This is a genomic window from Halomicrococcus gelatinilyticus, assembly GCA_024227995.1.
Classification (GTDB): domain Archaea; phylum Halobacteriota; class Halobacteria; order Halobacteriales; family Haladaptataceae; genus Halomicrococcus; species Halomicrococcus gelatinilyticus.
This window is the reverse complement of the sequence record CP100466.1, coordinates 387,218-412,702: the sequence shown is the minus strand read 5'-3', so window position 1 is coordinate 412,702 and position 25,485 is coordinate 387,218. Positions and strand designations below refer to the sequence as shown.

Annotated in this window: 23 protein-coding genes; 11 read left to right on the top strand and 12 right to left on the bottom strand. The window is 69.2% G+C overall.

Translation table 11 applies throughout. The features are described 5' to 3' along the window. Positions 1-174 precede the first annotated feature (174 nt). Positions 175-1,479 carry a hypothetical protein gene (locus NKT36_RS17260; RefSeq protein ID WP_327053628.1) on the top strand — a complete coding sequence of 435 codons (1,305 nt, stop codon included), beginning with the start codon at positions 175-177 and terminating at the stop codon, positions 1,477-1,479. A gap of 40 nt (positions 1,480-1,519) precedes the next feature. Continuing rightward, positions 1,520-1,747, top strand: coding sequence for a CDGSH iron-sulfur domain-containing protein (locus tag NKT36_RS17255; protein ID WP_327053627.1), 228 nt, complete (start codon positions 1,520-1,522; stop codon positions 1,745-1,747). 34 nt (positions 1,748-1,781) lie between these two features. Here the strand turns inward: NKT36_RS17255 and NKT36_RS17250 are convergent, their stop codons facing one another. Both NKT36_RS17250 and NKT36_RS17245 read right to left on the bottom strand, forming a co-directional pair. Beyond that, complete coding sequence (locus tag NKT36_RS17250; RefSeq protein ID WP_327053626.1) at positions 1,782-3,494, bottom strand: Nramp family divalent metal transporter; 1,713 nt, start codon at positions 3,492-3,494, stop codon at positions 1,782-1,784. Between the two features lie 95 nt (positions 3,495-3,589). Continuing rightward, on the bottom strand, positions 3,590-4,162 hold the full coding sequence (locus NKT36_RS17245) for an HTH domain-containing protein (RefSeq protein WP_327053625.1): 573 nt from the start codon (positions 4,160-4,162) through the stop codon (positions 3,590-3,592). Between the two features lie 298 nt (positions 4,163-4,460). Between NKT36_RS17245 and NKT36_RS17240 the strand changes: the two genes are divergently transcribed. The 5 genes from NKT36_RS17240 (at position 4,461) to NKT36_RS17220 (ending at position 9,115) form a co-directional block, all read left to right on the top strand. Then, complete coding sequence (locus NKT36_RS17240) at positions 4,461-5,735, top strand: ABC transporter substrate-binding protein (RefSeq protein WP_327053624.1); 1,275 nt, start codon at positions 4,461-4,463, stop codon at positions 5,733-5,735. Between the two features lie 85 nt (positions 5,736-5,820). Further along, positions 5,821-6,771, top strand: a complete 951-nt coding sequence (locus tag NKT36_RS17235) for a branched-chain amino acid ABC transporter permease (protein ID WP_327053623.1) — start codon at positions 5,821-5,823, stop codon at positions 6,769-6,771. Continuing rightward, entirely contained in the window at positions 6,772-7,638 is an 867-nt protein-coding gene (locus tag NKT36_RS17230) for a branched-chain amino acid ABC transporter permease (protein ID WP_327053622.1), read from the top strand. It begins immediately after the preceding gene. Continuing rightward, positions 7,635-8,402, top strand: coding sequence for an ABC transporter ATP-binding protein (locus tag NKT36_RS17225; protein ID WP_327053621.1), 768 nt, complete (start codon positions 7,635-7,637; stop codon positions 8,400-8,402). The genes NKT36_RS17230 and NKT36_RS17225 overlap by 4 nt, the downstream gene beginning before the upstream one ends. Further along, entirely contained in the window at positions 8,399-9,115 is a 717-nt protein-coding gene (locus NKT36_RS17220) for an ABC transporter ATP-binding protein (protein WP_327053832.1), read from the top strand. Before NKT36_RS17225 ends, NKT36_RS17220 begins: the two co-directional genes overlap by 4 nt. Before the next feature lie 3 nt (positions 9,116-9,118). Here the strand turns inward: NKT36_RS17220 and NKT36_RS17215 are convergent, their stop codons facing one another. From NKT36_RS17215 to NKT36_RS17205, 3 genes are read right to left on the bottom strand one after another with little or no spacing between them, the layout of a single operon-like run. Further along, complete coding sequence (locus tag NKT36_RS17215; RefSeq protein WP_327053620.1) at positions 9,119-10,312, bottom strand: threonine synthase; 1,194 nt, start codon at positions 10,310-10,312, stop codon at positions 9,119-9,121. Beyond that, complete coding sequence (locus NKT36_RS17210) at positions 10,309-11,172, bottom strand: HpcH/HpaI aldolase family protein (protein WP_327053619.1); 864 nt, start codon at positions 11,170-11,172, stop codon at positions 10,309-10,311. Before NKT36_RS17210 ends, NKT36_RS17215 begins: the two co-directional genes overlap by 4 nt. Positions 11,173-11,217: 45 nt before the next feature. Then, positions 11,218-11,499: a DUF7521 family protein gene (locus tag NKT36_RS17205; protein WP_327053618.1), complete on the bottom strand. Its 282-nt coding sequence runs from the start codon at positions 11,497-11,499 to the stop codon at positions 11,218-11,220. Between the two features lie 256 nt (positions 11,500-11,755). On the opposite strand from NKT36_RS17205, the gene NKT36_RS17200 reads away from it, so the two are divergent. Further along, the gene (locus NKT36_RS17200) at positions 11,756-12,502 is read left to right on the top strand and encodes a ribonuclease H-like domain-containing protein (protein ID WP_327053617.1); all 747 of its coding nucleotides are present in this window, start codon (positions 11,756-11,758) and stop codon (positions 12,500-12,502) included. 57 nt (positions 12,503-12,559) lie between these two features. Here NKT36_RS17200 and tuf read toward each other — a convergent pair whose 3' ends face one another. Further along, positions 12,560-13,828: a translation elongation factor EF-1 subunit alpha gene (gene tuf / locus NKT36_RS17195; RefSeq protein WP_327053831.1), complete on the bottom strand. Its 1,269-nt coding sequence runs from the start codon at positions 13,826-13,828 to the stop codon at positions 12,560-12,562. A gap of 754 nt (positions 13,829-14,582) precedes the next feature. On the opposite strand from tuf, the gene NKT36_RS17190 reads away from it, so the two are divergent. Beyond that, on the top strand, positions 14,583-15,686 hold the full coding sequence (locus NKT36_RS17190) for a zinc-dependent alcohol dehydrogenase family protein (RefSeq protein ID WP_327053616.1): 1,104 nt from the start codon (positions 14,583-14,585) through the stop codon (positions 15,684-15,686). Positions 15,687-15,815: 129 nt separating this feature from the next. Here NKT36_RS17190 and NKT36_RS17185 read toward each other — a convergent pair whose 3' ends face one another. Then, complete coding sequence (locus NKT36_RS17185) at positions 15,816-16,043, bottom strand: transcriptional regulator (RefSeq protein WP_327053615.1); 228 nt, start codon at positions 16,041-16,043, stop codon at positions 15,816-15,818. A gap of 166 nt (positions 16,044-16,209) precedes the next feature. Here NKT36_RS17185 and NKT36_RS17180 point away from each other — a divergent pair, with 166 nt between their 5' ends. Beyond that, a complete protein-coding gene (locus NKT36_RS17180) occupies positions 16,210-16,485 on the top strand; it encodes a helix-turn-helix domain-containing protein (protein ID WP_327053614.1) in 276 nt (91 codons plus the stop codon). 90 nt (positions 16,486-16,575) lie between these two features. Beyond that, positions 16,576-17,004: a hypothetical protein gene (locus NKT36_RS17175; protein WP_327053613.1), complete on the top strand. Its 429-nt coding sequence runs from the start codon at positions 16,576-16,578 to the stop codon at positions 17,002-17,004. On the opposite strand, the gene NKT36_RS17170 is transcribed toward NKT36_RS17175, so the two are convergent. The 5 genes from NKT36_RS17170 to NKT36_RS17150 all read right to left on the bottom strand — a co-directional run bounded on the left by NKT36_RS17170 (position 17,001) and on the right by NKT36_RS17150 (position 25,391). After that, a complete protein-coding gene (locus tag NKT36_RS17170) occupies positions 17,001-18,794 on the bottom strand; it encodes an SLC13 family permease (RefSeq protein WP_327053830.1) in 1,794 nt (597 codons plus the stop codon). The two genes, NKT36_RS17175 and NKT36_RS17170, sit on opposite strands and share 4 nt — an antisense overlap. Positions 18,795-19,005: 211 nt before the next feature. After that, the gene (locus NKT36_RS17165; protein ID WP_327053612.1) at positions 19,006-21,948 is read right to left on the bottom strand and encodes an Eco57I restriction-modification methylase domain-containing protein; all 2,943 of its coding nucleotides are present in this window, start codon (positions 21,946-21,948) and stop codon (positions 19,006-19,008) included. A 75-nt stretch (positions 21,949-22,023) separates the two neighbouring features. Next, positions 22,024-22,299, bottom strand: coding sequence for a DUF7521 family protein (locus NKT36_RS17160; protein ID WP_327053611.1), 276 nt, complete (start codon positions 22,297-22,299; stop codon positions 22,024-22,026). After that, the gene (locus tag NKT36_RS17155) at positions 22,296-22,667 is read right to left on the bottom strand and encodes a helix-turn-helix domain-containing protein (RefSeq protein ID WP_327053610.1); all 372 of its coding nucleotides are present in this window, start codon (positions 22,665-22,667) and stop codon (positions 22,296-22,298) included. Before NKT36_RS17155 ends, NKT36_RS17160 begins: the two co-directional genes overlap by 4 nt. 135 nt (positions 22,668-22,802) lie before the next feature. Continuing rightward, complete coding sequence (locus NKT36_RS17150; RefSeq protein ID WP_407652240.1) at positions 22,803-25,391, bottom strand: heavy metal translocating P-type ATPase; 2,589 nt, start codon at positions 25,389-25,391, stop codon at positions 22,803-22,805. Positions 25,392-25,485: the final 94 nt, after the last annotated feature.

The following is a 25,485-nucleotide window of genomic DNA, read 5'->3' as shown; positions in this document are numbered from 1 at the left end:
TGTCCAGCAGCGACGCGTTACCGCCGGAAACGGCGCGTTACCGTCGCATCATCGATACTTCCGTCCGCGTAGCCGCGTGTCCGTCCCGTCTACCATCGGGTGGCCTACCCAGTAGGTGAAACGGTCGTTTGTGTCACCCCTACGACTTTTGTCCTCCGGCCAGTACGTTCGCGCATGAATCGCCGTCGCCTCCTCCAGGCGCTCGCAGCGGGCGCGTCGCTGAGCGCCGCCGGCTGTCTCGGCTCGTCGGACGACGGAACGAATCCCCGCTCGACCACGACGCGGACGTCGACGACCGGTGGGACGACCACGACCACCGACGGTCGTCGCGTGGCGATCGAGCGCGTGAAGACGTACGACTACGCCATCCGACTGAACGATCTGGGGGGCAGTCCAGCAGGATCGATCCCGACCGTGGCCGAGCTGAACGAACGCGAGCGCACGGTGGTCGAGACGGCCATCGAGGGCACGTACAGCACGGACGAACTCCCGGACTGGCTCGTGGAGTTCGCTTCGGGGACGTCCTACGTCGAGCGCGAGGGGACGTACTACCGTCTCGACGCGTCGCTGCCGACGTACACGATCACCGCGTCGGAGACGAGCGAGAGCGAGGTCGACGGCGATATCGCGTCGTACGACGAGTACGAGGCGGCCGTCACCCACGACGGCGTGGTCATGTCGGGTCTGCTCCGGATGGCGATGGAGTCCGGCGGGACGAAGCTACCGTCGGTCTGGCCGAAGCTCCGGGAGTTCCTCTCGACGTACGACGCCGTCCGCTACCGCGGCGACGTGGTCGCCGTCTCGATGAGCGAAGACGACCCGGGTGCGCCGTACACGGTCACGGCCGAGCAGGCGACGCCCGCTGACGTCGCGGACGGTCCGGTGTGGAACGCCTCGGATGCCGACGCCGACCTTCGAGAGGTGGTCCGTGCGGCCGGCAGGGAGTCGGGCGTCTACTCGCTCGCGGACCCGCCGTCGGGCCTGTTCGAGAAGCTCGACGCCCACGAGTACGTCCACCTCGACGGGACGTTCTATACGACGTACGTCGAGGGGCGCGGGGCGTTACCGGTGTCGCTGTCGGCGTCGGTGCCCGACGCGACGCTGGGCGCGGACGACGACGCTCGGCTCCGGCTTGCGGTGCGGAACGAGTCTCACGGGGAGATAGAAGTGAATTCGGGTGCGCCCGTTCCGTTCGGCCTGCTCGACTTCCATCCGGAGGGCGGCGACGAGCACTACGTCCTCTGGTCGGACGCCTACGAGGAGAGCGACTACGTCCAGACCGACGGCCACGACGTGAAGATGGTCGCCGACATCGGCCTCGTGACGACGGTCGCCGCGGGCGAGACGACGGGGCGCACGTTCGAGATAGAGCAGTCCGACCTCCCGACGGGGCGGTACGTGATCGAGTCGAGCGTGGGGGTCAGCGTCGGCGAGGAGGGTGGGACGCTCCCGTTCCGCGTCGTCTTCAGCGTCTCGTGAAGCGTCGAGACTGAAGTGGGAGGCCCACCTACGCCCCGGCATGGCCCGGGAAGTCAGGCACACCGCGACGGGACCGCTGAAACTCGACGAGGACGACGTCGACCCGGAGAAGGGCGACGTCGCCATCTGCCGCTGTGGTATCTCCGAGGAGTACCCGTTCTGCGACGGGTCCCACAACGCCACGACGGACGAGGACGAGGGCGTCGTCTACCGCTACGAGGACGGCGAACGCTACGTCGTCGAGGAGATCGTCTACGCCGACGAGTGACGACGTCGCCCGCCCGGTTGACGTCGTTCGACGGTCACGGGAGGATGCCGCGGACGACCATCGGGAGCGGTGCGTCGAGTCGACCGCGGGTGCTGCGGTAGACGGCGTAAACCTGCACGGCGAGATACCCTACCCAGAGGGCGTACCCGCCGGGCGCGCTCCCGAGGATGGCCGCGTCGACGGCGAAGACGGCGACGTCGAAGTCGAGCGCGAGCGTCCGGCCGATCAGCAGGATGCTGAAGTAGCCGATGAAGCTCGAACTCCACCACATCGCAAGGATGCGCCCCCAGCCGGGCCTGAGGTGGGTTGGGAGCCGGGTCGTGTTGAGCAGCAGGGTCAGCACGGTGTAGGGCCACATTATGACGCCCGACATCGCGGCCCCGACCACCAGCAGGAAGAAGGGCTCCTGGAACGGGAGCAGGATGATGGCGATGCCCCACGCGACGAACGCCGTCAGCAGGGCGAGGAAGACGTTCGACTGGTCCCAGCCGGCCTCCCGGCCGTACAGTTCGTAGATGACGTCCGCGCTGTTGCGGACGAACGACTCCACGATGGCGTACTCGGTGGTGAACAGCGCGACGAACAGGACGACGAACACGAGCGTCCGCCCGACGCCGCCGAGTTGCGGGACGATCACCTGCAGCCACAGCGCCAGTCCGGTCGCACCAGACCCGCCGGCAACGTCGGAGGCGACGGTCATCAGCAGCGTCGCCGCCGTCAACAGCCCGACCGCGAACGTCACCAGGTGTTCGGCCTGGACGACCCGCCACCAGGCGCGCCACCGTCGGAGGTTCAGTTCCGTCGGCCGGAAGCCGAACCCGTCGCGGTGGATGGGTTCGTCCTCCTCGTGGATGAACGGGTTCCGGAGCCGCCCCTGGTAGCGGCCCATCCCGTATCCCTTCTCGCGGACCCAGAGGCTCTGGGAGAGGTTGAGGTAACCGCCCGCTCCGGCGAACGCGATCCCGCCGAGCAGGACGGCGACGTCCCGGTTCTCCGAGAGCGACCCGAAGCTCACCGCCCCTGCCGGCATCCCGCTCAGCTCCCCGATGGACCCGACGACGACGACGAGAGCGGCGGCGCTGACGAGCGAGACCACGACGAGCACGAACTGCGCGCGCTCGACGAACTCGTAGAGGATCGCCGACAGCTGGTAGGAGAGCCAGATGAGCACCATCAGCCCGATGCCGAGCGGCTTCCAGCCGTCGAGGCCGAACGCGGTGGCGCCGACCTGCGCGGCGGTCGCGGCCCACCCCGGCCAGCCGAGACTCACCAGCCCGCCGACCAGCAGCGCGGCCGGGACGAGGCCGTGCAGTCGCTCGAACGCCCGGAAGATGCTCTCGCCGGTCGCGAGCGTCCACCTCTGTAGCTCCGTGTTGATGAAGAACTGCGTGAGGACCGTCACCCAGAACACCCAGTAGAGCCGCCAGTCGCTGTCGACGATGAGTCCCGGCCAGAACAGGGTCTCCCCGCTTCCGAGCGACGCGCCCAGCATGATGGCGCTGGGACCGACCAGGTGGCGCAGTCGCGGCACGCGCGGGAGGTCGGTCAGCCGGAACCGACCGTCGCCGTCGGGGAACTCCTCGTCGTCCCCGGCGTCGTCGACGGTCTCGAGGTCGTCGTACGGCAACGGGAGGTAGGAGGTGCTACGGTACTGTCGTCCTTCGACCTCGGACGCGTACACCCTGTCCTCGCCCTCCTCGACGACGGTGTCGCCGGCGTCGGTGTCCGTTACCGTCTCGTCGGTCATAGTGGTGTGTGGGCGTGGGCCACGGTAGAACTCATGGGATACGGTTCGTTCGTCCCGTTACATAAATTATGGGTGCGAATCCGTCGCGGATGCCGCTACCCGCCGAGGAAGTGCCAGATGTGGCCGCGCTCCTTCGGCGGGTCGACGCCGGGGAGGTCACCCAGCGCCGGCTGGATGGCGTTCCACCAGCCCTCTGCGGACTCGAAGTCGGCCCTGTGGTCCGGGTAGACGTCCTGCAGGAAGTCCGACTTCGTCGCGCCCGGATTGTCCTGCAGGTAGTCGAACGCCGCCAGCAGCGCCTCCCGTCGGGCCTCGAGTTGCGGCCCGGCACCGGGGAGGTTCGCCTCGGAGACGGCCTCCGAGACAGCATCGGATACCCCTTCCGCGCGCGGCCTGCCTGCACTCTCCGGTTCGCGCGGCAGCGGTCGCCACCACACGCGGCTGCGTGCCCCCACCTTCCGCGTCTCCAGTTCCCCGCGGTCGACGAGTTCGCCGAGCTTGTTGTGCGCGGTGCGGCGCGAACAGTCGAGCGCCTCCGCGATGTCGCTCGCGGTCAGCGGCCGCGCGCGGTCCTCGCGTTCCTCGAACACCTCCAGCGCCCGCTCCGGCGGTATCGACCCCCTGAACTGTCCGTCGTCCGTCCGGGACCGTTCCACAGTATCACCCATGGTACCGACGAGCACGCCGGTGCACATGAACCTTTGCCCACGAGGGAAGCGGGAATACACACGTGTGAACCCAACTGTCCACGTGTGAACCGGTGGTTCACTCGAGTGAACCTGGAACGAATCGACGCGGCTGCTCGGCGACCACCCTGCGACGTTTGTGGTAACGGCAGCATAAATCTGGTTTCGAACGCTCTGTACCAATTCACTCGTGTGAATAGGCGTCTACGGCAATCCCAGAACGTGTCGAAAGTATTGGGTATCGGTAACTACTTATGCGAGTTAGTCTCATGCATGAGCCATGCCATACGATGGCAGAACTAGCACGAGGCGACGACAGTACCTGCGGGCGGTCGCTGGCGTGGGGCTCGCCGGCGGGCTCGCGGGGTGTACCGGGAACCAGGGCGACTCCGGCGGAACGACCACGGACGGCGGTGACGGCGGTGGCGGGTCGGGCCCCATCCCCGTCGGTAACCTCTCGCCGTTCAGCGGCGGCCTCGGCTGGATCGGACCACAGGCGAAGAAGGCGATCAAGGTCGCGCTCGACGAGATCAACGGCGAGAAGGTGCTCGGGCGGACCATCCAGATACAACGGCAGGACTCGGAGACGAAACCCCAGGCGGCCATCAGCGGGTTCCAGACGCTCGACAGCAAGGGCGTGAAGGCGGTCGTCGGGCCGTCGAGCACGGTGATGCCGAGCCTGGTCCAGCCGGCGAAAGATGCCAAGCTCGGCATCGTCTCGCCGATGACGGGGACCATCCAGCTCGACGACACGGGCGGCGAGTGGATCTGGCGGACGGTCCCGAGCGACTCCGTCGCCGGCCGCGCCCAGGCCCGGTACAGCTACTCCGACAAGGACTACCGCAAGATGGCGCTGGCGTACAAGAACGACAAGGGGTCGAAGAGCTTCTCGGCGTCGGTCGGCAACTACTTCGAGACCCTCGGCGGCGACGTCGTCACGGAGGTCGCGCTGGCCCCGAAGGCCGACTCCTACCGCTCGGAGATCCAGAAGCTGATGGACTCCGGCGCAGGCGTCGTCTCGATGACCGCCGCGACGGAGGTCACCAGCCTCTTCATCAAGAACTACACCGAACTCGGCGCCGAGTTCGACATGTTCCTGAGCAACGACGTCATCACCCAGTCGTTCGTCGACAAGGTGGGCGCACAGACCATGAAGGGGATGCTCGGACAGGCGCCGGCGTCGGGGCCGGCCAGCGACGCCTTCGCCGGCAAGTACGAGGAGAGGCACGGCGAGTCGCCCGGCATCTTCGCCAACTCCGCCTACGACGCCATCAACCTCATCGCGCTGGCGTTCCAGAAGGAAGGGTCGGCCAGCCGCGCCGCCATCAAGAACCACCTCCACGACCTCGGGAACCCGCCGGGGAAGAAGGTCAAGACGTTCCCCGAGGGCAAGAAGGCCCTGGAGAACGGGGAGAAGGTCGACTACGTCGGCGCGGCGAACCCACAGAACTTCGACGAGACGGGGGACCCGCTCGGACCGTTCTCCGTCATGCGGGTCCAGAACGGCGAGTGGAGCGAGGTCAAGACGTACTCCGCCGACAGGCTGTCGGAGTGACGACTCCCTTTCGTATGATGCACTCAGCAACACCGGAACCGGCATCGCGCCCGCACGTGCTCGGACCGCGGGAGGGACAATAGGGATGGCCGTCCTCGGCCTGCTGCTGGTGGTCGGCATCATCACCGGCATCTACGCCCTGCTCTCTATCGGGCTGAACATGCACTGGGGCGACACGGGACTGTTGAACTTCGCGCACGCCTCCTTCTTCGCCGTCGGGGCGTACACCTCGGCCATCCTGACGACGCCGCCGGCGTCGTCGGGCCTACTGGCGACGCGCGTCGTCGGCTGGGACCTCCCGGTCGTCGTCGGGATGGCCACCGCTCCAGTGCTCGCCGGCGTGCTCGGCGTGGGCATCGCGCTCACCAGCGTCCGCCTGGAGGGCGACTACCTCGCGATGGTGACGCTGTCGGTCGCCGAGATGGTGCGACTCGGCATCCACAACGAGGCGTGGCTCACCAGCGGCACCCAGCAGATAAAGAACATCCCGCGACCGCTGTCGGGCGTCGTTCCGGTCCGCTACGACCTGTTCTACTTCGCGCTGGTCGCGCTAGCCGTCGCCGTCGGCCTGCTCGTCTTCCGGCGGTTCTCCACCGGGCCGTTCGGCCGCGTGCTCCACGCCATCCGGGAGGACGAGGCCGTCCCCCGGGCGCTCGGCAAGGACACGACGCGGTTCAAGCTGAAGTCGTTCGGACTCGGGGCTGCCATCGCGGGGCTCGCCGGGTCGCTGTGGGCGCACTACTTCTACGCCATCGCGCCGTCGATGTTCGCGCCCGCCCTCACGTTCTCCATCTGGGCGGCAGTCATCATCGGCGGCGCGGGGAGCTACGGCGGCGTCCTCGTCGGCACGGCGTTCATCGTCGGCGTGCGACAGGGGACGCGGTTCATCCCCGCCGACGTTCCGTTCTCGGGCGACCTGCCGTACATCCGCCTGATGCTCATCGGCGCGGCGCTCATCGCCGTCCTCTACTTCCGACCGCAGGGCCTGTTCGGCGACGAGGAACGGCTCAGGGCCGGTAGCATGGAGGGCGAGTAGATGGTCGCCTTCGACGCGCAGTTCCTCTGGAACGGCCTCGTCGTCGGCAGCCTCATCGCCGTCTCGGCGCTCGGCCTGACGCTGATATTCGGCGTCCTCGACTTCATCAACATCGCGTACGGCGACTACATGGCGCTCGGCGCGTACGTCGCGTTCGGCGCGAACGCCCAGCTGGACCTGCCGCTCGTGGTCGCAGGCGTTCTCGGCGTCGCCGTCACGGGCGTCGCCGCCGTGGCGTTCGACAAGCTCGTCTTCGAACACTTCCGCGACCGCGACCCCATCGTCCTGCTGGTCGTCTCCATCGGTCTCGCGTTCATGCTCCGGAACGCCATCCGCATCGGCTGGGGGACCGGGAGCAGACAGTTCGCGATTCCGATCGAGGAGGGAACCGAGGTCCTTGGAGCCATCGTCCTCGTCGACCAGGTCGTCATCATCCTGGTCAGCTTCTTCATCCTCGGCGTCACCTTCGGCCTGCTCCGGTACACCGACGTCGGCATCGCGATGCGGGCGGCCTCCGACGACACGAACCTGGCGCGGGTCCGCGGCATCGACACCGAACGGCTGGTCCTCTACGTCTGGCTGGTCGGCGGCGCCATCGCCGGCATCGGCGGCGTCATGACCGGTCTCGACTCCCAGCTCCGCCCGAGCATGGGCTTTACGGCGCTCATCCCCATCTTCGCCGCGGTCATCCTCGGCGGCATCGGCGACCCTATCGGTGCCGTCGTCGGCGGCTACGCCATCGGCATCGCCCAGGAGCTCAGCGTCGTCGTCATGCCGAGCGCCTACAAGCCGCTCGTCGGCCTCCTCCTGCTCGTGGTGGGCCTGCTGGCGCGGCCGGACGGCCTGTTCGGGGAGGCGACGCGATGAGCGACCCGCTGCTTTCGGCGACCGACCTCACGAAGACGTTCGGCGGCATCACCGCCGTCGACGGCGCGTCGCTGACCGTCGACGAGGGCGACATCGTCGGACTCATCGGGCCGAACGGCGCGGGCAAGTCGACGACGTTCGACCTGCTGACCGGCTTCCTCGACCCCGACGCTGGGACGGTGCACTTCGACGGCGAGGACGTCACCGACCTTCCGCCCGAGGAGCGCGCGAGCCGCGGCATGGTCCGTACCTTCCAGATGTCGCGCGAGCTCACCGGCATGAAGGTGCGCGAGAACGTCCGACTCGGCCTCCAGGACCACCCGGGTGAGACCGCGCTGGCGTCGCTGCTGCGGACCGGCGCGGCGGCCGACGCCGAGACCGCGGCCGGCGACCGCGCCGAGGCGCTGCTGAAGCGCCTCGACCTCTGGGAACTGCGCGACGAGTACGCGGGCAACCTCTCGGGCGGCCAGCGGAAGCTGCTCGAACTGGCGCGGGCGTTCGTGACCGACCCCGACCTGCTCCTGCTCGACGAACCGATGGCGGGCGTCAACCCCAGCCTCACCGACGACCTGCTGGAGTTCATCCGCGAACTCCGGGGCGAGGGGACGACGTTCCTCATCGTCGAGCACGACATCGACGTCATCATGTCCATCAGCGACGAGATCGTCGGGATGCACAACGGCGACGTGCTGACGACGGGGACGCCGGCGGAGGTCCGGCAGGACGAGGCGCTGCTGGAGGCCTACCTCGGGGGTGCCGTCTGATGCTGCTCGACGTCTCCGGGGTCACGAGCGGGTACGGCGACGTCGTCGTCGTGGACGACTGCGACCTCGCCGTCGACCGCGGCGAGATGGTGACCGTCGTCGGTCCGAACGGGGCGGGCAAGTCCACGCTGCTGAAGACCGTCGTGGGCCTCCTGGCCGTGCGCGAGGGGGCCGTGACCTTCGACGGCGACGACGTCACCGACCTCTCGGCCGAGGAGATAATCTACGAAGGCATCTGCTACGTCCCCCAAGACGACAACGTCTTCCCGAGCCTCACCGTCCGCGAGAACCTCCGGATGGGTGCCTGGGCGCTGGCGGACGAGTCCTTCGACGAGCGCGCCGAGCGGGTGTACGACCGGTTCCCGATACTGCGCGAGCGGACGGACCAGCGCGTCGGGACGATGTCCGGCGGCCAACAGCAGATGGTCGCGATGGGCGCTGCGATGATGCTCGACCCCGAACTGCTCGTCCTCGACGAACCGTCCGCGGGGCTCGCACCGCAGGTCATCGACGACGTGTTCGAGCGCATCGTCGACATCAACGAGAGCGGGACGACCGTCCTGATGGTCGAACAGAACGCCCGGCGTGCGCTGCGGGAGTCCGACCGCGGCGTCGTCCTCGACGTGGGCACCGACCGCTTCGAGGGGACCGGGGAGGAACTGCTGGACTCCGAGGAGGTCGCCGAACTCTACCTCGGCAGCGCCGGCCGGTAACCGTTATCCGTCGACGAGCGAGCGGACGTGCCCGTCGAGGTCGGCGAGTTCGACGGTCTCGGGCCGGGCGGTGGCGGTCGGCGACTCGCGGAACCCAGTCCCGGTCGCGACGGCGACGACGGCGTCGTCCGCCGCGAGTTCGCCGGCGGCCGAGAGCTGTCGGACGCCCGCCAGCGTCGTCGCGGAGGCGGGTTCGACGCAGAACCCCGCCCGGCGGGCGAGCGCACGCTTCGCGGCCAGTATCTCGTCGTCGGAGACCGAGACGACCGCACCCCCTGTCGCCCGCGCCGCGGCGAGCGCGCGCGTCCCGCTCGGCGGGTCCGGGTTGGCGATGGAGTAGGCCACCGTCTCCTTCGCCGTCGTCGTCTCCACCTCGTCGTCGCCGACGCGGTACGCCGCGGCGATGGGGTCGCAGGCGGCCGCCTGGACGAGGTAGAGTCGCGGCAGTTCGTCGAGCAGGCCGGCGGCGCGGAGTTCTCGGAGACCCTTCCAGGCGGCGCTAGCGTGGCCGCCGCTGCTGACGGGGAGGACGACGGCGTCCGGAGCCTCGTCCTCGCCTGACAGGTCGCGCGCGAACGCCTCGCAGATCTCCAGCGCCGTCGTCTTCTGGCCGGCGACCCGGTGCGGCGTGTCGCTGTTGAGGAACCGCACGCCGGGCAGGTCGAGGCTGTCGTAGTAGAGGCGGCCGTAGTCGCCCGCGACGCGGACGATTTCGGGGTCGTACTGGGCGACGTATCCCAGTCGCTCCGGCGGGATGTCGTCGGGGACGAGCACGAGGCAGTCGGCGTCGGTGCCGGCGGCGTGGGCGGCGACGCTCGTGGCCATGTTGCCGTGCGAGACGGTGCCGACCCAGTCGTCGCCCGCGCGCACCGCGGCCGCGACGCCGACGGCGCTGCCCCGGTCCTTGAAGCTCCCCGTGGGGTTCTCGCTCTCGTCTTTCAGCCAGCACCGACACCCCGCGAACTCGTCCAGTCGCGGAACGCGGACCAGCGGCGTTCCGCCGGCGGCCGCCGCGACGCCGGGGAGCGGTTCGACGGGCAGCAGGTCGGCGTAGCGGCGGACGCCGGTGGTCGGACCGGGCGCGCCGTCTGGCCACGAGAAGTCCGTGGCGTCGACGTCGAGCCAGAGCGGTCCGCCGCAGTCGCACCGTGCGCCCTCGTTGGCCGTCCGTCCGCACCGGTAGCACGTCAGCGTCACTCGGTCCCCTCCTCGTCGGTGGTGTCCTCGTCCGCTTCCGGCGCGTCCTCGTCGGCTTCCGTCCTTGCTTTGTCCTCCGTCGTCGCGGCCTCGCGTTCCTCTGCCGCGGCCTCGTATCGCTCTTTCAGCCCTCGCGCACCGCGGACGAGGTAGCCCGCGTCGGTGCCCACGACGTGGAAGTCGAAGCCCGCGTCGACCCACCGCTCGATGTCGTCCGGTGAGAGCGCGATGGTGCCGACGGCGGTGTTCGCCGCCTGCCCGGCCTCGATGACAGCGGAAATGTCGGTGTCGACCGAGTCGGGGTTTCCGAACTCCCCGAGCGTCGCCGAGAGGTCCGCCGGCCCGACGAACAGCGCGTCCACCCCGTCCACGTCCGCGATGGCTGACGCGTTCTTCACCCCTCTCTCCGTCTCTATCAGGAGGACGGTGACCACCTCGTCGTTCGCGCGGTCGAAGTACTCCTCGAGGTGCAGTCCGTACGACGACGCCCGCGACCCCGCGACGCCCCGGGAGCCCTCGGGCGGATAGTGCGTCGCCTCGACGACGGCGCGCGCCTGCGAGACCGTCTCGACCATCGGCACGATGACACCGGAAACGCCGGTGTCGAGGACGCGGTTGAGATGGGTCGGATTGTCGTCGGCCACCCGGACGAGCGTCTCCGTCTCGCCGCCGGCAGCGTCGACGGCGCGGGCCATGTTCTCGATGGTCTCCAGCGAGGACGCCGCGTGCTCGGCGTCGATAGTCACGAAGTCGAAGCCGAGTTCCGCCTGTAGTTCGGCGACCGTCGGATGGCCCACGGTGAGCCACGTCCCGACCAGGGGGTCGCGGTCGTCGAACGCTTGCTTCAGTCGTTCGCTCATGTCCCGAGGGACGTGCCGCGAGCCGAAATAGATGTGCCCGCGCGGTCAGTCGCTGCCGGTGACGCTGTAGATGACGAACAGGTAGCCGACCGTCGAGACGGCGTAGTTGACCGTCAGGAGCACGCGACTGTCGTCGAACCCGGTCAGGAACGCGCTGAACGTGGTGGCGATGGACGCCGCGACGAGGGTGGAGAAGCCGATAGAGAGCGCGAGCATCGACCGCCGTCCGGTCTGGAGGTAGGCTCGCATGGCCAGGCCGACCATCGTGAGCCCCGTCACCGTGACGGCGACACTCAGGACGACGTAGGTTATCTCGATAGGTTGCATTGCTACCGTCAGTGCGGTGAACAACTCACCGAGTTGATTTAAAATTGTTCCCATCGTGTCGTCGGATACAGCCCAGATCGATCGCCGGCGCACGGAACACCTGGGGGAGACGACAGGAGGCCCCACGACCGTCGGCAGGATACTGCTGCTGCCCGCCTTCGACAGTCGATGCAGATGTATGTCGAATCACCCGACAGCTTCGAGGCCGCGGGACGAAACCACGAACACTTTAACCGCGTTCTCGGTATCCACCGCCATGCGCGTCGAGAACAGCTTCATCCCCGTCCGCGGCGTCGGGGAGACGACCGAGCGACGACTGTGGCAGGACGGGGCCACCCACTGGGAGGAGTTCCACCCCGGCCTCGTCGGGCCGAAGACCGGCGACCGCATCGAGGAGTTCATCGCGACGGCCAGCGAGCACCTCGACGACGGCAACGCTGCGTTCTTCGGTCGCGAACTCCCCGGTGGCGAGGCGTGGCGGCTCTACGAGAACTTCCGCGAGGAGGCCTGCTTCTTCGACATCGAGACGACGGGCCTGAGCCAGGCGACCAGCGTCACGACGACCGTCAGCGTCCACCGCGGCGGCGACACGACGACGCTGGTCCGGGGCCGGGATCTCACCGAGGAGCGCCTGCGGCGCGAACTCGGCGACGCCTCCCTGCTCGTCTCGTTCAACGGCAAGCAGTTCGACGTGCCGTTCCTGGAGGGCGAGTTCGACCTCTCGCTCGACGCTCCGCACGTCGACCTCCGGTTCCTCTGCAATCGCGTCGGCCTGGGCGGTGGCCTCGACGGCGTCGAATCAGAACTCGGCATCGACCGCGGTGAGATGGACGTCAGCGGCGAGGACGCCGTCAGGCTCTGGTACGAGTACGAGGACGGCGACGAGTCGTCGCTCGACACGCTGGTGAAGTACAACCGAATGGACACGCGGAACCTCGAGACCATCATCGAAGACGTCACCGACCGGCTCCACCGCTCGGTGTTCGAGCAGCACTTGCCCTGAGCGGGCAGCTCTCCGGCCTGGACGACGGCGCTGGCGCGAAAGGAAAGGTGGACTCGACTACTTCTCGTTGACTTCCAGCACCCGACCGGCAGCGATGGTCTGGCCCATGTCGCGGATGGCGAAGCTGCCGAGTTCGGGAATCTCGCTCGACGGCTCGATGCTGAGCGGCTTCTGTGGGCGGATGGTGACGACCGCGGCGTCGCCGCTCTGGATGAAGTCCGGCTCCTCCTCCTTGACTTCGCCGCTCGACGGGTCGATCTTCTGGTCGATCGACTCCAGCGTGCAGGCGACCTGGGCCGTGTGAGCGTGGAAGACCGGCGTGTAGCCGGACGTGATGACGCTCGGGTGCTGCATCACGACGATCTGGGCCTGGAACGTCTCGGCCACGCTCGGCGGGTCGTCCGCCGGTCCCGCCACGTCGCCGCGGCGGATGTCGTCCTTGCCGACGCCGCGGACGTTGAACCCGACGTTGTCACCGGGCTCGGCCTCCGGCACCTCCTCGTGGTGCATCTCGATGGTCTTCACCTCTCCCGCCACGTCGCTGGGCTGGAAGCTGACGTTGTCGCCCGTGTTCAGGATGCCAGTCTCGACGCGGCCGACCGGGACGGTCCCGATGCCGGAGATCGTGTAGACGTCCTGGATGGGCAGACGCAGCGGCGCGTCCGTCGGCGGTTCCGGCACGGGAAGGCCGTTCAGTGCCTCCAGGACTACGGTGTCGTCGTACCACGGTGTGTTGTCGCTGTGGTCGGTGATGTTGTCCCCTTCGAGCGCCGAAACGGGGATGAACGACGCGTTCTCGGTGTCGAACCGCACCTGGTTCAGCAGGTCCTTCACCTCCGAGACCACCTCGCGGTAGCGGTCCTCCTCGTAGTCGACCGCGTCCATCTTGTTGACCGCGACGATGAGTTCCCCGATGCCCAGCGTGCGCGCCAGGAAGACGTGCTCCTGGGTCTGGGGCGCGACGCCGTCGTCGGCGGCGACGACGAGGACGGCGTTGTCGGCCTGGGACGCGCCCGTGATCATGTTCTTCACGAAGTCGCGGTGGCCGGGCGTGTCGACGATGGTGAAGTAGTACTCGTCGGTGTCGAACTCCTGGTGGGCGATGTCGATGGTCACCCCGCGCTCGCGCTCCTCGGCGAGGTTGTCCATCACGTAGGCGAACTCGAAGCCGCCCTTGCCCTTCTCCTCGGCTTCCTGTTTGTGCTGCTCGATCACGTGCTCCGGAATCGACCCCGTCTCGTACAGCAGCCGACCGACGAGCGTGGACTTGCCGTGGTCGACGTGGCCGATTATCGCCAGGTTCTGGTGTGGTTTGTCGGAACTCATGGTTACCCCGGTACCCCCGTACCGTGTACAGGAGACGGTCCCCAGAGACAAAAATCGTTGTGCCGACCGCGCCCTGCTCCGTCGCCCCGTCGCGAGCAGACACCACGCCGACGGACGTCTCTCCGCTACGGGTCGACGCCACGTCGGACGACTGGAACGACGTCGGCCAGTTCGAGACCGGGGGACGGGACCACGACCGAGGCGGCCGACGCGGCGTTCGCGGGTCGACCCGGCGAGCGCGACGCCAGTGAGCAGTCGCAGGCCGGCGGCCGGCAGGAACGAGTGGACTGCGGAGGCGATGACGGCCGTCGCGGCGACGACGACTGCCGCGGACGCGGCGAACAGGTACCGCGGCTGGAAGCGGTCCGCGAGCGTCAGGGCGGCCGACGCCAGCGACCCGACGACGAACCCGAGCTGGACGGCGTTCGTCAGCCAGGCTGCCTCGGCACCGGAGAGGCTCCACCGCCGCGTCAGCTCCGGCGCGACCGCCGACGCGCTGAACCGGAGCGTCACCGCGAACAGCTCCGCGACCGCGATCACCGCGAGCACCCGCCACCGACGTCCGGCTTCGGCGACGGTACCGGGGTCGGGCGTGCCGGCCCCGCTGCTGTGGCCGCCTTCCCCGTCTTCGCTTCGGTCGCGCGGGGGGTCGGACTCCGCCGACACGTCCGTGGGTCGTCGGGCCGGAAAATAAACGTCCGGTCAGGTTTGCTGGCTCCCCCCGTTTTAACTCTCCGTCCGACGACGCCCGAGTATGCGCGCGGCTGTCCTGCACGAGTACGGCGACCCCCTGACGATAGCGGACGTTCCCGACCCCGACCCGGCGGCGCACGGCGTCGTGGTCGAGACCGAGGCCTGCGGCATCTGCCGGAGCGACTGGCACGCCTGGCAGGGACACGGCGAGTGGGCCGACGACCGGGTGCCGACCGGCCAGATTCTCGGTCACGAACCGGCGGGCACCGTCGTCGACGTCGGCGAGCGGGTCGAGAGCGTCCGCGAGGGCGACCGCGTCGCGGTCCCGTTCAACCTCGGCCGCGGCCGCTGTTCGTACTGCCGGAACGGTCACGGCAACGCCTGCGAGAACGGCATCGCGCTCGGGTTCGAGGAGGCCGCTCCGGGCGCGTTCGCGGAGTTGGTCCACGCGCCCTACGCCGACTACAACGTCGTCCGCCTGCCGGACGGCGTCGGGACGACCGAGATGGCCGCCCTCGGGTGCCGGTTCGCGACGGCCTACCACGCGCTCGCCCACCGCGCCGACCTGACGCCCGGCGACCGGGTGGCCGTCCACGGCTGCGGCGGTGTCGGCCTCTCGGCCGTCCAGGTCGCCACGGCGCTCGGGGCGAACGTCGTCGCCGTGGACGTCGACGACGCGACGCTGGACCGGGCGGCCGACCTCGGCGCGACAGAGACCGTGAACGCGAACGCCGTCGACGACGGGAGCGCGACGGACGCCGGCGGTGCGGACGACGGCGTCCCCGCAGCCGTCCGCTCGCTAACCGACGGCGGCGCGGACGTCTCGGTGGACGCGCTGGGCGTCGCCGAGACCTGCCGCAACTCCGTCGCCTGCCTCCGCCGGCGCGGCCAGCACGTCCAGCTCGGGCTGACGACGGACGCCGAGCGCGGCGAGGTGTCGCTCCCGACCGACGCGATGACGATGCGCGAGGTGACGTTCCTGGGGTCGCGGGGGATGCCCCCGTCGCGGTACGGCGAACTGCTCCGGATGGTCGAGCGCGGCACCGTCGACCCCGGGGCGCTCGTCACCCGCGAGGTGGCGCTGTCCGACGTCCCCGACCGACTGGCCGCCATGGACGACTACGGGACGGCCGGTATCGAAGTGGTCACGGAGTTCTCGAAGTGAGTATCGGACGAGAAGAATCGAGCGAGGGAGAGAGCGACGCCGTGTCGGGAACGCCTCTCGGCAGTGGCGGGTTGCAACGTCGACGGGCCACCGGCGAAATGCCAGTCCCTGGAGACTGGACGCGTTCGGTTATCGAGTCGACGGCAGAACGTCGGTTACGGCGGCGAGATCGGTGCCGATGCCGGCCCCGTCGCAGTCGTCGTTCGGACATCGATAGTGCCAGCCGTCGTCGGTGGCCTCGTCGGCGTCGAAGCGCTCCCCACACTTCTTGCAGAACAGCCGGTCGATGTCTGCTGCTTTGGCCCGCTCCCGACTTGCAAGTTCAGGCTGCATGTAGAAGCCTTCGCCGTCATCCATAAAAGAACCTCTGTTTCTGTGAGGAATGTTCGCCGCCGTATGGCCGCCCTGACGGCCGTCCATGAGTCACTGTATGTCGTGGGGGGAGTGTTCAAGGTCCGGTGACGCGAGTGTCACCGGGTTACCCGCGAGTTAGCGAGTGATTTAGTGGCTGGCGTTCGACGGGATGGACATGGCAGACGCCACGAGTATCTGCGATCTTCCGCCGAGCGCGAAGCTGGTGTTGAAGGTGCTGGAGTACAGCGGCGCACACACCCAGAAGGAGATCGTCCAGCGGTCGCGGCTCTCCTCACGGACCGTCCGCAGCGCCCTGGAGCGGTTGACCGATATCGGCGCCGTCGAGGAAGAAGTGTACATCCCCGATGCCCGTCAGCGACTCTACCGCCTGGCGGATGGTCGCAAATGGGAACAGGTCAACTGCTTCGAGGAAGCCTCCGCCTGACGGTCGATTCTGCGATAGCGACGTCACTGCCCTACCCTGCCGGCCGCGAGGGGAATATTTTAAGTCGCCGTACTGTGGTGAAACAGACGGATGAGAACAAGCGGGATCGTGATCCAGTCGCTCGCGGGCATCATGCTCGTCGTCGGTATCGCCCTGTCCGGCTACGCCCTGGCCCAGCCGGAGGGCAACAGCACGACGTACACCCTCACGGTGAAGGAGATCAGCGGGGACGCGCCCGGGAGCGAGTCCGACTCCGTCACGTACTCCGACCTCAAGGCGGACGCGCGGAAGGCGTTCGCCCGGGCGAAGCTCGACGGGAAGTACGCCACCGCCGAGGAGCCTCCGTCACAGCTCGAGAACCACAAGTACGTCCGCGACGGCGGGCAGATCTACGAGCTCGACGTCTCTGAGACGGACCGCATCACCATGCGGATGGTCACGCTGTTCGGGGGGACGATGACGGCGCTCATCGGCGGCTTCGTGTCCGTCTCCTGGATCGACGTGGGTCCGCAGAGCTAGAGCCCCCAGAACGCCGCGATTCCGAGCACAGTCACCACCGAAAGGAGCACCTGCAGCGGTGCGCCGATGCGTGCGTAATCGGTGAACCGGTAGCCGCCGGGTCCGTAGACGAAGAGGTTCGTCTGGTAGCCGACCGGGCCGAGGAAGGACGTGCTCGCGGCGAAGGTGACCGCCAGCACGAACGCGAACGGATCGGCGCCGATGCGGCTCGCGGCCTCGACCGCGACGGGGATCATCAACACGACGCTGGCGTTGTTGCTGATGACCTCCGTCACGAGACCGGTGGCGATGTAGAACACCCACAGCACGCCGATGGCGGGGAGGAAGTCCGCGCTCGTGGCGACGGCCTCCCCGATCAGTTCCGCGCCGCCGGAACGCTCCAGCGCGACGCCGAGCGGGATGACGCCCGCCAGCAGGAAGATGACGCTCCACTCGACCGACTCGTACAGTTCGCCGGGGTGGAGCACGCCCGTGACGACCATCGCCACCACGCCCGCGAGCGCGCTCACGAGGATGGGCAGCACGTTCAACGCCGGCATCGCGACGACGCCCGCCACGATGGCGAGCGCGGCCGGTATCTTCTCCGTCCGGTAGTTCGGGTCGGGAACCTGGTGAGCGACGATGAAGTCGGGGTTGGTCGACAGGCGGTCGATGCTGTCGACCGACGCCTGGACGAGCAGGGTGTCGCCGACGCCCATCCGGACCGCCTCCAGGCGGTCGCGGATGAGCTGGCGGCCCCGGCGGAAGGCGAGCACGCTGGCGTCGTAGCGCTCGCGGAACGAGGTCGTCTCCAGCGTCTCGCCGACGAGCGTCGAGTCCCTCGGGATGACGATCTCGACGAGCGTCGTCTCGTCGCCGGGTTCGAGCTCCTCGTCGGCTGCCGGCGTCCCGACGATCCGCAACTCGTCGACCGACAGCAGTTCCGCGAGCGTGCCGCGGTCCGTCCGGAGCCTCAGCACGTCGCCAGCGCGGATGGTCTTCTGCCGGATGGGTTCGAGGAACGTCGACTCCCCGCGGACGAGCTGGAGCACGTCCACGTCGTACTGTTCCGTGTCGACTGCCTCCTCGACGGTCGAGCCGACGAGCGGCGACGCCTCCGGGACGGCGACGTCGGTGAGGTACTCGTCCATCTCGTACTCACCGACGTAGTCCTCCTCCGGCGGTACGCGCTCGGGGAGGAGGCGGTGGCCGACGAACAGCAGGTAGAGGCTACCGGTGACGAGGACGATGGCGCCGAGGTGGGTGAACTCGAACATCGAGAACGAGTGCAGCGTCGGGTACTCGTCGCCGAGTCGCCCGGCGACGTTGCTCGCCAGCAGGTTGGTCGAGGTGCCGATGAGCGTGAGCATCCCGCCCAGCATCGAGGCGAACGACAGCGGGATGAGCAGCTTCGACGGCGAGGTGTTGCCCTCGTGCGCGAGGTCGGTGATGACGGGGACGAGTATCGCCACGACCGGCGTGTTGTTGACGAACCCGGAGGCCGGCCCGGCGACGCCGATGGTCGCCAGCAGTTGCTTGCGGAGGTCGCCGCCGGCGAACGCGGCCATCCGCGCCCCGAGCATCTGGACGACCCCGGTGCGGCTGACGCCCGCGCTCAGGATGAGCATCGCCAGCACCGTGATGGTCGCCTCGTTGGCAAACCCGGAGATGCCCTCCGCCGGCGAGACGCCGGTCCACGGTTCGAGCACCATCAGCGTCACCATGACGAGGATGGCGCTCACGTCGATGGGAAGCACCTCCGTCGTGAACAGCACGAGCGCGAACAAGACGACGCCCAGCACGACCAGCACGTCCGTCGAGACGCCCGCGACCTGCAGCACCGCTGGGACCTGTCCCGTATCCGGTAGCTGGGCTGCCGCCGGAATTCGGCCCCCACCCGCCACGAAGTCGTCCATACGACGTCCCATCACCCCAGCGAAGTAAACGGTTTGTCCGTTACCGCCACGTAACACCACCCTTCTCTCGGCCGTCCGCGCTTACCCTTCCCTTTCGCTCCTGAAATCACCAGCTGTCGTCAGTCCGCCCGGTGCCCGACTCCGCGGTCCCGTTCGCGAGTCGCTCGACAAGCGCGATCTCGTCGTCGTCGAGCCCGTACGCCCGGTAGACGCGGCGGTCGATTGCGGCGTCCGTCTCGGCGAGCGCGTCGTCGAGTTCGCGCGCGTGCCGCCACTCCTCGAGGAAGGGTCGGGCGTCGTCGAGTGCGGGAAGACGGACGCGTTCGAGACGGTCGAGCAGCGAGATGGTCCGCCCGGCCTGCTTCCGGACGTCGCCTCGCTCGACGGCTCGCGGGACGAACGCCCCCAGGAGGTCCCGGCGAGCACCGTCCACGTCGAACGCGAGTGCCGGCAGCGGGTCGGTCTCGACGAACCCCCACTCGTCCGTTTCCCGGTCAGCGGTCTCGCCGTCCGCGAGTCCGCGGTCGCGTCCGTCCGGTCGGTAGCGCGCCGTCGCGGCGACCACCGTCGGACTGTCGGCCCCGGCCTCGTCCACGGTGACGCGTCCGAGACGCAATCCCTCGACGCTTCGCGCGGTGGCGTCGAGGAACGAGCCCGCGCCGACGCGGTCCGGGTCGAGGTCGGCCAGTCGCGGACCGCTGGCCGTCGGCGGGTCGAGCGAGCGCGCCGACCGCTCCCGACGCAGCGTACCCATCCGGGCCGCGAGGTCGGCGAGACGGTCGCGCTCGTCCGGCGCGCGGGGGAGCGGCAGGTTCGCGAGGAACATCGGCTTGCACCGCAGGTAGCCGCCGCTGACGTGGGTCCCGCCGTACACCTGACGGAAGTACACCGCCGCGAACGTCGAGTTGAGCACCGCGAGGACGTACCGCAGCGGCAGCGGCGATTCGGCGCGCCGTCGGGCGCTGTAGAGGGTGTTCAGCGCGTAGAGGCCGTCCTCGTCGAACGCCGCGACGGGGCGGTCGCTGATGTCCCTGACGAGGAGTTTCACCTCCTCGAACACGGTCGGGTCGCGCAGGTCGCCGTACGCCCCGTCCGCTGCGACGACCGACTCGTCGTACCGGAGCCAGTCGCCGTCCCACTCGACGCCGTAGCGTTCGACGTCGCGTCCGCCGACGACGCGCTCGCAGTCCGTCCCCGCCCGTTCGACGACGAGTTCGTCACGGACGTTGCCGGTGTGGACGCCCTCCGTCAGGGTGACGTGGTCGCCGAGGCCGTCGCACTCCTGGCGGACGCGCTCGGCGAGCGGGGCGAAGGCCGGGTCGACGCCGACCGGGATGACGTCGTCGCCCAGCGCGTCGACGAACGAGCGCGATATCGCCGCTCCCGCGTCGTCGCCGTCCGCCGTCTCGACCTCGTCGGCTGACTGCGCCGTCCGGACGCGAACGGAGTCGGTCGGCCCCTCGTCGGCCGCCACCGAGACGACGACGGGATACACGTCGGCGTCGGCGAACGCCGGCACGTTCGAGGCGTCCAGTATCTCGCGGAGGCGGTGGCGGTCGAGCAGCCGTCGCCGCAGTCGCTCGCCGTACCTGGCCGTCGTCCACTTGTTCGGCACGACGGCACAGACCCGCTCGCCGAGCTCGCACATCCGCTCGACGAACGGCACGTAGAGGTCGAACGACCCCGTCGCCGTCTCGAACCGCTCGCGCAGGTCGGCCTTCCGGCCGTCCGGGATGGCCCTGTTGCGGACGTAGGGCGGGTTGGCGACGACGGCGTCGACCCGGTCGAGGTCGTCGAGCGCGTTGCGGACGTCGCCATCGGCGAGCGCGTCGCCCGTCCGGAGTCGCTCGTCCGGCCAGTGCCCCGAGCGGAGCCACACCGCCGTTCGCGCGAGTTCGACGGCCGCGGGGTCGACGTCCACGCCGTGCAGTTGCCGCACCGCCGCCCGCCGTGCGTCGTCGAGCGACTCGCCCTCCCGTGCGCGTTCCACGGTGAGCCGGTCGAGCGCGCGCACCAGGAAGTGTCCACAGCCCATCGCCGGGTCGAGGACGGTCGCGTCGGGTCCGTCGACCGCCGTCTCGACGGCGTGGTCGACGAGGTACTCGGGCGTGTAGTACGCGCCGGTCGCTCCGCGCGCGCCGTCGTCGGACGACAGGCTGACCGCTCCGTCGTCGACCTCCACGGTGGCGTCCAGCAGTCGCTCGTAGGCGTCGCCGAGGTGACGGGCGTCCAGCGCGGCGTAGTCGACCCCGTCGAGCGCCGCCGCGACCGCCGCCACGTCGTCCCTCGTCAGCCCGTCGAGCAGCCGTCGTTCGGTCGCCAGTTCCGGCGCGCGGCCGAAGGGGAGGTCGTCCTCGGCGCGGCCCGGGGCTTCGGCGTCCGCGTCGCGGCCGCGTACTGCCGCGAAACGCACCGCCGCGATACGGAACGCGAGGACGCACGCCGCGTCGAGCGCCGCGTTCGGGTCCTCGGTCGCCCCGTCGGCTTCCACGTCGCCGGCGTCGTCCGCGTCGGCCGTCACCCCGAGCAGTCGACCGGCCGCACGCCGGACGCCCTCCTGCAGGCTCTGCCTGAGGTCCGTCCGGGCCGTCGTGACGTGTGCTTCCCGGGCGTCGAGCAATCGTTCGAACGCCTCCCGTGGCCCGAACGTCACCGCGAAGATGGCGAACCGCTCGGGGGCGTCGAGGGTCGCGGGGAGGTCGACGTCGAGGTGCCGGTCCGGGGGTTCGTCCGCGAGCAGGAGTCGCCAGCGTCGCCCGTCGGTGACCGCAGCGCGCGGGTCGTCCCCGTCGCCGCGGTCGCTCTCGGCGTGGGCCTCGACCGCCGCGTGACCGTCCGGCGGTCCCCCCACCACTGCGACGGTGGACGGCCGCCCCCCGAGTGCGGACAGGACGGACTCGACCACCTGCGCGCGATTCGTGCCGTCGCGTCGCGACTGCTCGTAGCGGTCGGAGACCTGCTCGCGGGTCGCGGGGAGGTCGTCGTCGGCCAGGGCGGCCACGTCGGCGAGGAGTCGGTCGGAGAACAGCGTCCCCTCGAACGCGTCCATGCGGCTGATTGACACGTCCCCGGGGATAAAGCTACGCCGCGGAGATCCGCGGTGCGAAGCGCCGACGTCGCGGCGTCAGTCCGCGTAGAGGGAGTACGCGATGGCGGCGAACCCGACGGCGCTCAGCGCGCTCTCGATGACGAGCACGGTGCTGCGTCGCAGGTGCAGCGCCTGGTCGGCGACGCCGGCGAGGAGCGCGCCGAGCGTGACGATGCCGAAACCGATGGTGAGCGCCCGCAGCGCCGGCGACCCCGTCCGGCGGTACGCCTTGAACGCGAAGAACGTGATGAGGCCGCCCAGCGCGAGCGTCAGCGTCTTCAGCGCGATGACGACGGTGGTGACGTGTGTCATGTTTCCTTGCGCACCTCGGACCAGAGTCGTTCGAGCCGTTCGTCGGTCGTCTGCGGGGGACGTTCGATGCCGACGTCGAACTCCCGGTTCTCGTCGAGTTCGATGCTCACCGCCTCGACGGCGGTCCGGTACCGGCTCGTGTGGTGGCCGTCGTCCCGAATCTCGGTCGTCTCGACCACGAGCGAGGCGTCCGTCAGCAGGTCGATCTTCCGGTACAGCGTCGAGAGGGGGATGTCGGTCTCGTCCGCGAGTTCGTTTGCAGTCATCGGTTCGTCCAGTTCCTTGATGATGGTTCTGCATGCGGGGTCGTCGAGCGCGTCGAGGACGGCTTGCAACTGGGGGGTCTCGTCGCCCGTGTCCCGCAGCATTCGTGGAAACCTTTCGAAGGCCGGCTAATAATACGTTCGACTACTGTCGGACCGCGTCAGTGGTGAGAAGCGGACCGACGGCGCTGCCGTCACACCTCCGTTTCCGCTGTCCTCGGGGCGGTGAGGGGTCGCTCCTCACCGCAGCGCACCGAGGAGTTCGTAGTCGTGGTCCGGCGCGTACCGCCGGAAGAGGAGGCTATTCGTCAGCACGCTCACGCTGGAGAACGCCATCGCCGCGGCCGCCAGCGCGGGCTGGAGCAGGCCGAGCGAGGCGAGCGGGATCATCGCCGCGTTGTAGCCCAGCGCCCAGAAGAGGTTCTGTTTGATCTTCGACAGCGTCCCCTCGGAGACGCGGATGGCCTTCACGACGTCGCGGGGGTCGTCCGCCATCAGCGTCACGTCCGCCGCCTCGATGGCGACGTCCGTCCCGCTGCCGATGGCGGTGCCGACGTACGCCGACGCGAGTGCCGGCGCGTCGTTGACGCCGTCCCCGACCATCATCGCCCGCCGACCGTCGGCCTCGACCTCGTCGACGGCGTCGGCCTTCTCGTCGGGCAGGACCTCCGCGCGGACGTTCTCGCGGTCGATGCCGACCTCGTCGGCGACGGCGTTCGCGGTGCGCTCGTTGTCGCCGGTCAGCATCATGACGTCGACGTCGCGATCGCGGAGGGCCGCCACGGCCTCGTTCGCGCTCGCTTTCACCTCGTCCGCGTCGGCGACGACGCCGACGAGCGTGCCGTCGACCGCGACCAGCATCGCCGTCTTCCCCTCGCGCTCCAGGCGCTCCATCGCGTCCTCGGCTGGCGCGGGGTCGACGCCCTCCTCGCGCAGCAGCTTCCGGTTCCCGACGACGACCTCGCCGTGGCTCGTCGTCGCCGTGACGCCGTGGCCGGGGACGTTCTCGAACGACTCCGGCGACTCGACGTCGACGCCGCGCTCGCGTGCCCCGTCGACGATGGCCTGCGCGAGCGGGTGTTCGCTGCCGTGCTCGGCGCTCGCCGCGGCCGAGAGGACGAACTCCTCGGTCACATCGGCGGGTTCGAGACCGGCCGCGACGCCGCCGTCGGGGGTCGCGCCGCCGTCGGTCGCCGTCGCGTCGCCGTCGCCGCCTTCGGGGAACGCGACGACGTCGGTCAGGCGCATCTCGCCCTCGGTGAGCGTCCCCGTCTTGTCGAAGACGACGGCGTCGACGTCGCGGACGCGTTCGAGGACGTCGCCGCCCTGGAAGAGGACGCCGTAGCGTGCGCCGATGGCCGTCCCGACCATCGTCGCGGTGGGCGTCGCCAGGCCGAGCGCGCAGGGGCAGGCGATGAGGACGGCGCTCGCGAACACGACCACGGCGAACTCGAAGCCGGAGACGGCACCGCCGGCCGCGGCGGGGCCGCCGGCGACCAGCCCCCAGGCGGGGAGCGCGTCGACGAAGGACGCGAGCGCCTCGGGGAAGAGGAACCAGGCGGTGCCCCAGAAGACGGCGTTGACGATGACCGCCGGGACGAAGTAGGCGCTCACCCGGTCAGCGAAGTTCTGGATCTCGGGCTGGCGGGCCTGCGCCTCCTTGACCGTCTGGACGATCTGCTGGAGGGCGGTCTCCTCGCCCACCTTCGTCGCCTCGACCAGGAGGACGCCGTTCTCGTTGACCGTGCCGCCGATGACCTCGTCGCCGTCGCGCTTCTCCACCGGCACCGACTCGCCGGTCACCATCGACTCGTCGACGGCGCTCTCGCCCTCGACGACGACGCCGTCCGTCGGCACCTTCTCGCCGGGGCGGACCCGGAGGCGGTCGCCGACCTCGACCTCGTCGAGGGGCACCTCGCGTTCCGCGCCGTCCTCGACGACCGTCGCCGTGTCGGCCTCGAGTTCGAGCAGTTCGCGCAGCGCCTCGCCGGCCTGCCCCTTCGAGCGCGCCTCCAGCCAGTTGCCCATCGTGATGAACACGAGGATGAGCACGGCGCTGTCGAAGTAGAGGCCGCCCGGGATGAGCGTGAGCATGACGGCCACGCTGTAGAGGTACGCCGTCGTCGACCCGAGCGCGATGAGCACGTCCATGTTCGCCGTGCGGTTCTTCACGAGCGCCGTGTAGGAGTTCTCGTAGAACTCCTTACCCAGCAGCACCTGGACGGGCGTCGCCAGGAGGAACTGGACGACGTCGAGGTCGACGCCGAAGAGTTCATCGCCGAGCACCTCGGGGAAAAAGAGGTGCTCGACCATGAACGCCACCAGCGGCACTGCGAACGCCGCGCCGAACAGCGTCAGCCGGAGCTGTCGCCGTATCTCGGCGTCGCGAGCCGCGTCGCGTGCGTCGGCCGCCGACTCGTCGCCGGACTCGCCGTCGCCCTCGTCCTCCCGGATGGGGTCGTACCCCGCCTCGACGACCGCGTCGTGCAGGTCGTCGCGGTTTGCCTCGACCGGGTTGTACTCGACGCTGGCCTCGTCGGTGGCGAAGTTCACCTCGGCGTCGACGACGCCCGGAACGTCCTCCAGCGCAGTCTCGTTGCTCTCCGCGCAGTTGGCACAGGACATGCCGGAGATGCCGATGCTCGCGGTCGCGCGAACCGGCTCGTACCCCGCGTCCTCGATGGCGGCGTACAGTTCGGACAGCGAGATGCGCTCGGGGTCGTACTCGACGCTGGCCTCGTCGGTGGCGAAGTTCACCTCCGCCGATTCGACGCCGTCCAGCAGTTCGAGCGCCTCCCCGACCGTGCTCGAACAGTTCGCGCAACTCATCCCGCGGACGTCGAGTTGGGTCCGTCTCGTCACAGTGTCACCTGTCAGTTACTACGGGGTCCTCGTTCATTGGCATTGTTCTTAACAAGTATCG